This is a genomic window from Legionella longbeachae (assembly GCF_004283175.1).
Classification (GTDB): domain Bacteria; phylum Pseudomonadota; class Gammaproteobacteria; order Legionellales; family Legionellaceae; genus Legionella; species Legionella longbeachae.
On the sequence record NZ_RXNW01000016.1, the window covers coordinates 57,025 to 70,643 of the forward strand.

Genomic DNA, 13,619 nt, shown 5'->3' on the forward strand with positions numbered 1-13,619 from the left:
TCATAACTCCTTTATTTTTCCTTCAAGAGATTCCATTGGTGTAGGCTATTTGGTTTTAATGCCTATGAATTCCACTTTATTTTTTAACTTAATGAATAAAATAAAGCATTTAGCAAACAAAATAACCAATTGATTAATTTGATGTGTCATATCAACTGTTTTGATATTTTATTGTTTTCAATAAATTAGAGCTGATTTAATACGATGACTACGCTAACGTACGAACCAAATGTTTAATTAATTTCTGAAATTCGATGAAGCAATCTTCAATTTTGTATTTTCAAATATAAGAGGAATCGAATGCAATTTCATATCTTCATGACGAAACTGAAATCCTCGTCGTTGATAAAACCTTAAGGCGTAAGACCATCACTATCAGTGATCACGGATTCACTAGCATGAGCAAGCAGTGAAATAACAAAAACTCGCCCATACACTTACTTTATAGGGAGTGTTTTTAAGATAAAATTCACTACTCAAAACAAACAGTAACGTTTATTTGTTGCTATTTAAAAAATGATTTTTAGTATTTATTTAACTACTATATTGGTGTACTTATGCAACCATCGCGTGACCTCTTCAAGAGTTTGCTGATTCACGTCGATTACCTGATGATACAGTTTATCCCGCATCACTTGATTTTCTGCTTTAGAGTATTGTTCCAGATATTGACAGGCTAAAAACATACGCCTGGTTCCTATACAGGCAACCCCTCCTCTTATTTTATGCGTCAAGTAATCAATTTGCCTCCAGTCCTGCTCCAGGTAAGCATTCTTCAAGTTTTGGATGTCTTGTTGAATGGTTGGTGAAGTAAATTCTTTTAATAACTGAAACAATAATGAGACGTCATTAATGTATTTCATTCCCTCTTGCGCATCAAAAAGAGAAACTGAATCCAGGGCTAATAATTCTTTAGCCATAGGAACTTCGAAATCCAAACTGGAAATAGATGGTTGTGAACCTTGATTTACAGTAATCGCCTCACTGGATATACGCTTATCCAAATGAAACTGCTTCATAATATCTTTTAGCATCTGCATGTTGATCGGTTTTCTAAATACCTCATTCATTCCTGCATGAATACATTCAACTCGTGCAGTTTCCAGGGCATGACCTGTTAATCCCACAATGGGAACCGAAAAAAAATTATTTATTTTTTCCCAATGCCTAATCTGTTTCACTAATTCGATTCCTGATATGTCCGCAAGACCAATATCCGTAATAATAAGATCAAAGCGCGATGCTTTGACGTATTCCAAAGCCTTATTAGCATCCATGGCGGATGTGAATCGATATCCTTCATTAGCAACAAATGATTCTAAAACTTTTAAAGCAACAGGGTTGTCTTCAACCAATAACACCTGAAGAGGATCTTCTCTATGCTGAGATGGAGTTACTAATACAGAGCGTTGCGATTCGCTATTTTGATTCTCAAATGGCTCTTTGCATTTGTCGTTTGAAATTAAATTTTCTTTACATCCAATACGGCAATTTAAATCAAAAGAGAGAGTAGTCCCCTCTCCTTCCTTACTTTCCAGGGTAAGATGGCCACCTAATAATGTAACATAAGATTGGACAATATGAAGACCTAGGCCATATCCCGTTTGGTTTCCCTCGTAAGAAGGATTAACACGAAAAAATTGTTCAAATACTTTATCCTTTTGCATTTCAGGAATTCCTATTCCCGTATCTGAAACACTAAAATGCAACAGGGTATGAAAAGCAGTAAAAGATAATGGCTTGACCGTAAGGGTAATACCTCCAGCTTGAGTAAATTTTATTGCGTTTCCCAAAAGATTTAATAAAATATGATGGATTTTTTTCCTATCACTGACAATAAATTGAGGAACATGGGAATCAACCGTGCATGTGAAGGTTAAATTTTTTGTTGCAATTGTTGGGGCTTCAAGTTTTATTAAATCATCAATACATTGACGTAATTCAAATGCTTCCTCGTGGATGTCCATATCATTGGCACTGCCTGCGCGCACATCCTCTAATATCTCATTAATCATGGTTAAAAGTTGATTGCCACTTTCATACAATAAATGCGCTTCTTCCTTGTGCAAGGGATTGGTTAAATTTTTCTCCAATATTTCCGAAAGTCCGATTACCCCGGTTAGTGGCGTACGAATATCGTGGCTCATATTGGCAATAAATTCTGTTTTAGCAATTTCTGCCTGTTTTTCTTTGGTCACATCAATCGTGATGCCCAATACGCCCACAATCGAACCATTCTCGCTGGTAATAGGCACTTTACTTACCAGAGTATGGAACGTTTCGCCATTATGCCGCACTAAAATTTGCGGCAATTTCAAAACAGGCTTTCCATGTTGCAATATTTCCCTATCGACTTCACGATAACTTTCAGCAATCACTTTATCTGAAAACAAATCGAAATCGGTCTTTCCAATGATGTCATCGGAAGATTTTAGGCTAAAAAACTCGGCTGCCATTTCATTACAACCAACATATTCCAGATCTTTATTTTTCCAATAGACATAACAGGGGATTCGATTAATCATGCTCGATAGAAAATGGCGAATTTCATCCACATACTGATTCACTGGAAGGTGCTTTTCAAAAACATGCCCAGTAATTTTTTCTATCTCATGTTCTAAAGTCATGTAGGTATCATCGACTTCTGAAATATCCTTATCGAGTAAAAACCAATGTATTTTATTGTCTATGACGACCCTTACTTTACTCCATACTCGATAATATTTATTAATAATCATGATCTTGGGGCAAACAAGATTCATATTTTTATCTAAAACAGGTGGAAGCCCTGCTTTCTCCCAAACTGATAAAAGGGGCTTTCCTATCCAGGAAGATGCGCTAATATTCAATATTTTTTTAGCACAACGATTAACCAAGACCACATTCATTAACCGATCGATGACGATTAAAGAACACGAGGCAATATCATAAGCTTTAGCCATCACAGGCAGTTCTTCTTGGGTTATTTTCATAAATTAGTTATTTTTCATGATTAAAAATTTGCATCCTTTCATTGATAAAAACCGCTTTTTTGCAAAAACTCAGCAATCATTTTGCTGTTTTCTTCATTCATAATCGTGTCATGGTTTGCATCAATAACCTGACAAACAATGTTTCCTTTATTAAATTTAGCCCATCCATTAAAAGGATCATCAATTTCTTGATACCCTTCATTCAATTTCTTGGCTTTAAACAGTATCATATCCTGACTTGTCAATGTTGGTTCATGCTCTAACAACAATTTCATCCGCTCTGCAGCCAAATAAGCAAGCTCTTTGTTTCTTTTATCGTACATAGCGAAAAAATGTCCTATGGAATAACTGTCCTCGCGCTGGCGTGGTGAAAATACAGACCAGCTTTCAATTAAAGCTAATAAACCTATCTTATGGTGTTGTTGTCGTAAAAGATGAGCAATCTCATAGACCATTGTCCCACCAAAGGAGTAACCAACCAGATAATAAGGCCCTTTAGGTTGAATATGTAAAATCGCATCTACATATTGCTTTGCCATAGAATCAATACTGTCATACAACATTTTCCCAACTGAAATGCTCGGATCTTGTATGCCGTAAATCGATGCAGATTTCCATAGGGATGCTATTTCATTAAAACAATAAACCAAACCGCTCACCGGATGGCAAAAGAATAGTTTGGGTTTAAGCTCATCAATTTCATTTAAAGGCACAATGATATCTATGGATTGTTTATGGTTTTCGCTGATAAGTTGACGCAATAAAGCAATAGTAGGCGCTTTATACATATGCTGTATCGATAAAGAGCAATTGAATAGCGTATTCATTTGCTCAATCAGTGTCATAGCCTTTAATGAATGACCACCTAAAGCAAAAAAATTATCTTCCCTGCCTATTGAGTCTATGTGTAAACACTCCTGCCAGAGTTTCGCAAGCTGTTTTTCCAGTTCGTCTTGAGGCTCTGAATAAGTATTTTTAATGTTCAAATGCTTCCGTGATACTTTGTTTTTTGTCTCCTCTTTTTCATTCACCGTATTTGCCAAAAGCGCTTGATATCGATCAAGTTCATAATTAGAAATGACAAGTTGTCTGTATGAGGTAGACAATGCGTTTAAAAATAAAGATTGGCCTTCCTTTGAACTAATGTCATTGCCTAGGTTAAGTAAATTTAAATCATCCGTTTTTGATGAATGCACACTCATACCCACGTCACGCCAGGTATTCCAATTGAGGCTTAAGGTAAATTTTGAATGGAATAAATTCGATTGCGCCATAGCATCCAAACTTGCATTTGCTGCGCTATAGTCTATTTGACCTTTCGCTCCCACTACAGCTGCAATGGAAGACATCAATACGACAAAATCAAGTATTGGTAATTTTTGCGTTGCTTTTGCAAGATAATAAGCCCCATAAATTTTAGTGGAGAGCACCTGATATGCTTTTTCATGAGTCTTTAATTGTAAAACTCCGTTGCCTGCTCTACCTGCCGCATGAATAAGTCCGTTCAGTTTTCCATATTTTAGAAAAATCCAATGCAATAATTGAGATACATCTTGATCATTAGTTACATCACAAGGATACAGATTGATTGAAGCACCTAAACTTTGGATGTATTTTAACCGGCTTACTGTGTCATGATCTTCATGGTTTTTGTCTGCTAAAATCCGTGTCCATTGTTCTTGTGGTGGATATGGCTTTCTGGAACTTAGAATAAGAACCGGTTGACATACCTGGCTTGCTATCGCCTCACTTAATGCCAAGCCTACTCCGCCAAGGCCCCCGGTGATAAGGTAAATACCATTATCAGAAAGCCGCGTCTTTAAAGAATTATTTTCAATGGCTACATAGGCAGGAAGCCAACGATAATTATTGCGGTATGCGACAAGGATATCCCTGGATTTATCAACGAGCGTGGCGAGAATATCCGCAAATATAGCTGTTAATTCAACTCCTTTTACATCACGATCAATATCAGCCATGAGACAACGAATTAAAGGATGTTCTAAGGGTACAACACGACAAAAACTCGATAAAGTTGCATTAGCAGGAGATAAACGTTCCGTTCCCAAGATATGTTGTGTTCCACGCGTGATGATACAAAAGCCCAATTCATTTTTGGTTCCAATGACTTCAACAAATGATTGGATAACATACATAAGACTGTAAAATCCCTTATCAAAACTGGCCTCAATAGTAGCATCATCATCCAACCCTTGATTTTCATCAAGTGACCAACAATGAATAAGTTTTGGATGATTTAACGTTTCCCTCAAACACTTAAAACAGTCAATATAATGCTCTTTCACCACAGGATTAATGGTAAAGTGGGATTGGGAATGAATGATAAACTCATCACCAGATTCAATAATAATAGGTCGTACATTATAGAAACTCAAAACATTAATAATCTGTTGGCCTATATCCATTGAGTCTTTAAAAACTACCCATTGATAGTCGCTTATCTTTGTATGATTGACTTCACTCAAAGCCCCACGTGTCCAAACAGGGCTATAAAGTACTGTCTGTTTCTTAAGCTTTGGAGAATTTCGATCGGGATCTATCCAATAGCGTTGCCTTTGAAATGCGTAAGTAGGTAAGGCGATACGTTTTCGAACCGAAGATCCATATACAGGGTCTAGAAGTACGGAAACCCCTTTTGTCCACAATCGTCCAAGTGTAGTAAGAAATTGAGTCAGATCAGATACAGGCTTATAATGACCTGGAAGTGTGGACGTTACAAAAACTTGCTTCGATGACATAGTGGTGACAAATCCACATAGAGACTGGCCTAACCCCACCTCAACAAAAAGCGGATGCTCATCGTTTAACAGAAGATGAACCCCTTGAGCAAACTGGACTGTATGGCGTAAATGGCGGTACCAATACTCAGGGCTCATCGCGTCTTCAGCAGAAAGCCGCTCCCCTGTGACATTTGATACTATAGGTATCGTTGGCGGTGAGAGCCTTATATTTGAAAAAAGCTCTTTAAATGGTTTTTCCAAACACTCCATCATACCACTGTGAAAGGCATGGCTTACTTTTAATTTGTGATACTGCTTTTTGTGTTTTATCAGGTGTTTTTCTAAGACCCCAATGCTGTCAGGATTTCCTGCAAGTACATATTGGTTTGTCGCATTATGTAGTGCCAGGCTCGCACCTGAAACTAATTGATATTGTTGACACTCTTCACCAGAACATTCTATCAACAGCATCTGTCCTTCAGGTACTTTAGCCATCAAAAGGCCTCGTTCACATACCAGTGCAATACCGTCTTCAAAGGAAAAAACACCAGCAAGACAGGCTGCCACATATTCACCAATACTATGACCTATAAGCACGTCTGGTTGTACGCCGCACTCCATAAGTAATCGTGCCAATGCGTATTCAATAATAAATAATGCCGGTTGAGTAAATTGTGTTGGCGCTAATGTATCCGTATCTGAATTTTTTATAAGATCGAGCAAATCACAATTTAAATAATGATTTGCTGTTTTAATACCCTGCGATACATACTCCCTGAAACGGGGAGTAGTATCAAATAACTCCATAGCCATCCGCGGATACTGCGTGCCTTGGCCACTAAACATAAATACTATACTGTATTGCACTTCATCATCACGATATACAGAGTCATTTTCACGCAGACCCTTTTGTATTTCGATAATGCTCTTACCCACACTAAAACGACGCCAATTGAAATCATCTCTCCCCTTGTGCAGAGTGTAGGCTATGTCTCGAAGCATGTTATCATTGCATCCATCCGCACTTAAATACTGATCCAGCTTTTGAGTTTGTTCTTCAAGAGCACGTTGTGTTTTTCCAGATACAAATATTAATTCCTCGGTTTGCGAAAAACGTACTGTAGATTGTCGATGCACATCATAGTCACTTAAAATCATATGAACATTGGTTCCCCCAACGCCAAAAGAGCTTATGCCTGCATAACGCGCTCCATCATCACTATCCCAATCCAGCAATTGGTCATTAACATAAAAAGGACTCTCTTCAAGACCCAAGTTGGGATTAGGTTTATCAAAATGAATCATGGGTGTAATTTTTTTATGGTACAAACTCAATGCGGTTTTGATTAATCCTGCCAATCCTGCCGCCACATCGGTATGCCCTATATTGGCTTTCACTGAGCCTAAGGCACAATAATGGCTACGTTCGGTTTGTTCCCGATATACTGCAGACAATGCATGAAGCTCAATAACATCCCCTAGTGCGGTCGCAGTTCCATGCGCCTCAACAAAACTGATTTGGTCTGGGGTTAGTTTTGCCTGGCATAAAGCATCTTTAATACAGGACACCTGGCCACTCATGCTTGGGGCGGTGAAACCTAATTTATCGACACCATCATTATTTACACCTCGTGATTTAATTACCGCATATATAGTATTGCAATCGTTTATGGCATCTTCCAGACGTTTAAGGACTACTACTCCTACTCCATTTGAAAATACAGTACCATTTGCTTCAGCAGAAAAAGGTCGACAATAGCCATCAGGTGAAACAATACTTCCTGGCTGATAGATGTATCCATCGATTTGAGGTACCGTAATGCAACTCGCTCCCGCTAAAGCAATATCACTATGCCCTAGAATCAAATCCTGACATGCATGATCCACAGCGATTAATCCTGTAGAACAGGCTGTGTTCACATTCACACTTCTCCCTTTTAAATTAAGACGGTATGAAGTTTGGGTGCTTAACATACTGAGGCTGGTAGCTATACGTTGGTGAAAGAGATCATATTCACGACAAAATCGATTATTCATTAATAGGTTTTCATGTAAATAAGTGCTGTCCGTCATTCCAGCAAAAACACTAATCGTTCTTTCTTCCTGTTTTTTAGGGGCTACAGCAGCATGCTCTAATGCCTCCCATGCACACTCTAGAAAAATCCTTTGTTGAGGATCGGTAATGTTCGCATCTACAGGACTAAAATTGAAAAATGAAGCATCAAATTTATCTATATCTGCAAGTACTCCTTTCACAGGTACAAAATTAGAAGTTTTTTGCAATGAACTACCAAACTCTTCAAAATCAAATCGAGTTAAACAATCTTTTCCCTGGCATAGGTTATTCCAAAACTGATCGATATTTTTTGCCCCTGGAAATCGACAACTCATTCCAACAATAGCAATATCCCAAGAGGCAGTGGAGTGTATTTCTCGCACCATAGGAACATCAATATCCCCTTCGATAAACTTTGTTAATTTATGAATTGTTGGGTGCTCTAAAAGATCAACGACTTGCAACTCTGTATGCAATGCATTATTAATGAGTGTACATGCTTCAGTAATCAGCAGTGAGGTAGCCCCCAAATCGAATAAATTTTTATTTACCTCAATATGAGAACGATTTAACAGGTAATTCCAAATCTCTTTTAATGTTTCTTCTGTTTTGTTGGTTAATGATTTATCGATATAAAAAGATAAATCCGTATGAGGTATTTGATCTAACTTAGTCTTATCAATTTTACCTATGGGTGTTAAAGGCAACTCATCTACCATGACGTATTTGGCAGGTAACATGTAACTTGGCAATTCTTGGCTTAAGAATTCCCGCAACTCGTCTGCATGAATTTTCGTATGCGGTGAGGAGAACACAATATAAGCAGTAAGCATTTTATGCAAACCACCACCTATTTCTACAACCACAGCAGCTAGACTCACTTCATTATGTTTCATGAGTTTCCGCTCTACCTCGCTAAGATGTATGCGATACCCCCCTACTTTCACTTGATCATCTACTCTGCCGGTATATAGTAGTTCACCCGTAGGCAATTTCCTTACCAAATCGCCAGTTTTGTATATCCTTTTAAAGGGTGGAGTTTGGCAAAATGGATTTTTAATAAATTTTTCAAAAGTTATCTCTTCGCTACGATGATACCCCAGAGCCAAATGAATTCCACTTAGGTACAATTCACCTTCCTCTACCTCATTCATCTGCTCATCAAGGACATAAATTTGAGTATTTTTAAAAGGAACCCCTATCGCAGACAGATGCTCATCGCTAGCAAGTAGTTTTTCATTAACAATATGGCGACATGCAAATGTAGTGGCTTCTGATGGCCCATAGCCATTAATCAAAGTCACTGGTTTATTTATCTTATTGCGATGTACTATAAATTGCCTTAAAAGAACTGGATTTATTTGCTCTCCACCAAAAAGGATGGTTTTAGGTTGGTTCAGGGTTTTAGGTGCCGATTTGATTAATTGATGAAACAAAGCGGTAGGTAAGAGTAAATACTCCACTGCATTCTCTTCAAGCGTTTTTTTCAACTCCAGAGGATTGGTACGGACCTCTTTTGAAATAACATAAAGTTTTCCTCCATTTAATAACGAGCTCCATATTTCAAAAGTGCTGGCATCAAAGGCCAAATTGTTACATTGAGCTAAAATCTGACCAGGCTGCACTGAGGCATAGTTTTCAACAACTGACAAATTGACCACCGCCTGGTGAGGGATAATTACTCCTTTAGGTTTTCCTGTTGAGCCCGACGTATAAATCATATAAAGAGGGTCTTCAGGATGGATCTTTTCCTTGATATTTTCTTTGGGGTAACTGATTGATTCAAGGTGAAGTTGTCTCACAAGATACTGAGATACACTAATTTCCTGCACCTTTTGTTTTAATTCATCGCTGGTTATAACAAGCCTTGGATTTGTATCCTTTAGCATATGATTTAATCGAGTTACTGGAGCTAATGTATCCATAGGAACATATACAGCACCAAGTTTGGCGATCGCTAAGATACATAATATAAAATCGGTGCTTGGATCCAGAAGAATTGCAACGCAATCCCCTTTAATTATGCCATTTTTTCTTAAACAGTGAGAAAACTGGTTTACTTTTTCATTTAACTCTTTATAAGTATATTGTGATTTTTTATCACTTAAAGCAATGTAATCTGAAGTTGTTTTGACTTGAGATTCAAATAATTCAATGACGCTGTATTCATATGAGCGTTTTTTTTTATTCATTATTTAACCTCATTTCCCGGTTTTCTATTTGTGGTTAATCCATAACTAAATTTCTAAAATCAACATAAGTTCATTAACATATAGTACAAATCAATGGCAATTGAGTATTTTATCATCAATAAATAATAAAAAATATTAGAGCAGGTTCCCACTTTATACGAATTGCGCGCCATCCTTAAGGGAGCGTCACAAAATTGAATTTAAAAGATGATTTGAGCTATTCTGCACTTGGATTATTCGGGCTAAGGAAACGCAAAAAGGACTGTCGCTAATTCTCATACCAAGCCTTAGCGACGGGGTTTACTTTAAATCATTCGGTACTCTAGGAATAGCAACAACTACCCTCTGTTATTTTCTCCTCAGAAGGAGCAGTTAAAGCAAGCTGCGTTGCTTCTTTTTTGCTCTTATGTTGATCATAAGCATGATAAATTTCATAGCCTAAGTACATTGCTGTTAATGCTATTGCTGCAGGCCAGCATATAGCAAACGTAGTTATCAAGAGTGCCGGCATTACCGTATTTTTCACCATCGTAAATATAAAATCATTACGTGCCGCTTGATACTCTTGAAATGCCATATCAAGATCTTTTCCTGAAAGTTGTGCTTGCTCTAATCGCAAACTTTTCTCTTGGAATGTTGAATAAGCACCAGCAGAAAGATACATTGCTGTAGCCAGGGTACACACAAAAAAACTCGCAACAATCATACCAGGAGGGGTAAATAGCAATGAAGCCGTGAATCCAAGCATCAATAAAGCTGCTGCTGAAGCTACAAAATAAAAAGTTCCTTGTTTAGTACGCCAATCAATTTCCAATTCTTTTAATTGAGCTTGTAACATAGCTATATGCGCCGCTGCATTTTTAATTTCAGTAGCGTCTTTAAGTTGCATCAAGCGTTTATTGTACTCTTCGATTTCCTGCTCATACTGCGCTTTCTTAACGAGATAATCTTGTTTTGCCAGCTGACATTTATATAAAGTCATACAGACGTCAAATCCTAAAAAGACAGCAGTAATTGCTCCTGCAACAGGACCTGGAATATGGGTAATATGGTTAAAGTTCGTCAAGAAATTAACAGTAGCCCACACCAGGTCATTAGCAAAATTGCAATGACGCTTATTGAGTTCATATTTAAAACGTTCTAAGGCTGTTGTGTTGTCCTTTTTTTCTGCGTCAGTTGGGAAGAAGGTATGCCTTATCAATAAGCCTGCATCGATCATAAAGCGCATTAGGAAAAAGCCGACACTAAAATAATTAAGTATGCCATTTGGAGCTTGTATCACTGAGATTATTTTATCGACATCTGTATGGGTACCCAAAATAGCATCCAATTTATCAATAAATTGTAAGTCTTTTGCTAATGCAAGGCCTGTTGTTAAAGTGAGTCGACAAAAAACCCAGTACACGCGACACAAATTAGAGTAAGCAACATAATCACGAATTTGTGAGATATGAAAAGGGGAAGACATCAAATTACGGAAACTTTTCAGATAACTTTGTTTTAAAGATTCAATAAACGCTTCTTCGGAAACGGCATCCTCATTTTTATTTAATAAATGATTTTTAATTTTTTTCTTTAAATCTTTATATTCTTCTTCTTTGCTTTGTTGTGAATAGGCTTTATAAAAATTTTCTAACAAAGTGGCGCAATAATAACAATACAACCAAAAGGCTTCATTATTGTTATCTTTTTGTTTCTGCAATACCGCAAACGTATGCGCAAACTCAGCCTCAAGCGTCTTTTGGTTTTGTAACAAAAAGGGATAAGCAATATGGCTCGCCCTGGTTTCTATGTTTTCAATTTTATTGGTTACCGTATCTTTTTTAGGAAGTTCTAGAAAAAACTGGTTTTTGTCGCTTTTAAAGGCCATATTTTGCTTTGAATAAACCATCCCAAACCTCTCAAAAAATATACAGTAAGTACCGTACGTTATCATTTGATTTTGCTTTTGACAAGATATTTGTGTATGTTTTTATTACAATGTTTTCAAAAAACAAATACATCAATGACTGATAATGTGATCTATATTTAGGAGACAACACAACTATTTATGGATTGCCAATGACTGACTCTAAAATTGAAAATGTGTCCCCCACATCAGAGGATTTTAAATACGGCATTTATGTTAATGATGTGGAAAAAGATCAAAGCGATCTTTTACTGCAGATATCAAAGAGTACTTCCAACATTACTTTTCAACCTCCAGATATCAAATTTGAATTTATTGTGGATAATCCTAGCCAGTATCAATCCTACGGTTTAGTTCAAAATATTGTAGGGAGTAAACGAGAGGTTATCTATGACACTGGAATTAAATGTGACTTTAATTCCAGTCAGCGAATTCGCGATGGAGGGATTGATGCAAGTAACCCTTACTATGATGAGGCTGCGGCAGGTAAAAGTAATAACCCCCTTTTAATTTTATCAGATTGCCCACAATTTAAGATTGAAAAAGAGACTCAAAGTAAAAAGCAAATCAAGTCTGTTGATGTTAAGGATGAATTTGAAGTATGGTTTTTAGGGATACCAAAAGAAGGTAGCAATGTTATTAAAAAAATGCTGTGTAAGTGGAAATTGGAATACTCTGTTTCTTCGGAACAATTGGCTAACCCTTCACCTAATATACCCGTAATTTATAATGTTGAAATGTTACAAAATGCTCCATCTTTAGATTTGAAGGTTGATGGGGAGAGACCTGAACAAATTATAAAACCTACGTGGTCTCATTCTGAAGAAAAACCTATTTCTCTAGAAGATAGGCCATTAGGGGGAGGCCAAGAAATTATTATGGATGAAGTTAAGAGTCCTGATTTAGATCTACATGGTAAGGGAGATAGGATATTTGATATTATTATTCAAAAGACAACAGAACTTATCAAAGCAAATAAGACAGATATTAAAAACGAAGACGAAATAAAAATAAAAGTTATAGCAATGTGTGAGCAAAATCTTTCTCCTGAAGAATTTCAAAAGCAATGTAAGGCAATATTTAAAGAAATTCAGTTTACTGATACAACTAAAAATAAAGAGTATTCCGAAAAAATAAAAAAGGTTGCGAATCTAACGGGACTCTATACGAAAGTTAATAGCGAAACTAAAAAATTGGATCATCTGAAAGTCTTAGAGAAAGAAGAAACCTTTAAGAAAAAACTGGAATCAAATATCGACCCATCCGAAGAGGTTATTCAAAAGAATTCTGATTATAAGAAACATTTTCACGAGCAAATGCCAGTACAAAAGCAAGAAGTAATAATGGATAAAAGTAATAAGTTAAATCCGTAGTTTAACTTTTAGGGAGAATCACTTGAACAAAAAAAATCTTAATAATATATAATTTACACTAAGGACGATTTTATAGGGAATTAAATCATGCCAAAGAATGAGCTCGTGGAAAATGGCAAAAGACTAGGCAAAATCAAAATCAAACTGCAGGAATATGCAACCCAACTGGAAACTCAGGCAACAAATTGGGACGAAATAAAAAGAAAAGCAACGGTTACAATGCATTGTAAAAAGACCTGTGCTGATCTCAAAGAAAAACTGGTTGTGCAAAGAAATTCATTCGATGACAAAACGCAAAATAAAGAAATACAAGAAGATATAAAAATAAGCAGTACAAGAAACACGCGTTGATTACGTATTTGAGTAAATTATTTCG

General features: G+C 36.7%; 5 protein-coding genes. 2 read left to right on the forward strand and 3 right to left on the reverse strand.

Features of this window, described 5'->3' with window-relative positions; genetic code table 11:
• Positions 1-530 precede the first annotated feature (530 nt).
• From EKG34_RS15265 to EKG34_RS15275, 3 genes are all read right to left on the reverse strand, one after another.
• Positions 531-2,972, reverse strand: coding sequence for an ATP-binding protein (locus EKG34_RS15265; RefSeq protein WP_003633876.1), 2,442 nt, complete (start codon positions 2,970-2,972; stop codon positions 531-533).
• 38 nt (positions 2,973-3,010) lie between these two features.
• Positions 3,011-9,961, reverse strand: a complete 6,951-nt coding sequence (locus tag EKG34_RS15270) for a type I polyketide synthase (protein ID WP_003633874.1) — start codon at positions 9,959-9,961, stop codon at positions 3,011-3,013.
• Positions 9,962-10,283: 322 nt separating this feature from the next.
• On the reverse strand, positions 10,284-11,852 hold the full coding sequence (locus EKG34_RS15275) for a hypothetical protein (protein ID WP_003633873.1): 1,569 nt from the start codon (positions 11,850-11,852) through the stop codon (positions 10,284-10,286).
• Between the two features lie 170 nt (positions 11,853-12,022).
• Here EKG34_RS15275 and EKG34_RS15280 point away from each other — a divergent pair, with 170 nt between their 5' ends.
• Both EKG34_RS15280 and EKG34_RS15285 read left to right on the forward strand, forming a co-directional pair.
• Positions 12,023-13,243 carry a hypothetical protein gene (locus EKG34_RS15280; protein ID WP_003633871.1) on the forward strand — a complete coding sequence of 407 codons (1,221 nt, stop codon included), beginning with the start codon at positions 12,023-12,025 and terminating at the stop codon, positions 13,241-13,243.
• A gap of 87 nt (positions 13,244-13,330) precedes the next feature.
• The gene (locus tag EKG34_RS15285) at positions 13,331-13,594 is read left to right on the forward strand and encodes a hypothetical protein (protein WP_003633869.1); all 264 of its coding nucleotides are present in this window, start codon (positions 13,331-13,333) and stop codon (positions 13,592-13,594) included.
• The last annotated feature ends 25 nt before the right edge of the window (positions 13,595-13,619 follow it).

Coding starts and splice junctions, on each gene's coding strand:
- EKG34_RS15265 (WP_003633876.1), bottom strand. CDS start 2,972: ATGAAAATAACCCAAGAAGAACTGCCTGTGATGGCTAAAGCTTATGAT.
- EKG34_RS15270 (WP_003633874.1), bottom strand. CDS start 9,961: ATGAATAAAAAAAAACGCTCATATGAATACAGCGTCATTGAATTATTT.
- EKG34_RS15275 (WP_003633873.1), bottom strand. CDS start 11,852: ATGGTTTATTCAAAGCAAAATATGGCCTTTAAAAGCGACAAAAACCAG.
- EKG34_RS15280 (WP_003633871.1), top strand. CDS start 12,023: ATGACTGACTCTAAAATTGAAAATGTGTCCCCCACATCAGAGGATTTT.
- EKG34_RS15285 (WP_003633869.1), top strand. CDS start 13,331: ATGCCAAAGAATGAGCTCGTGGAAAATGGCAAAAGACTAGGCAAAATC.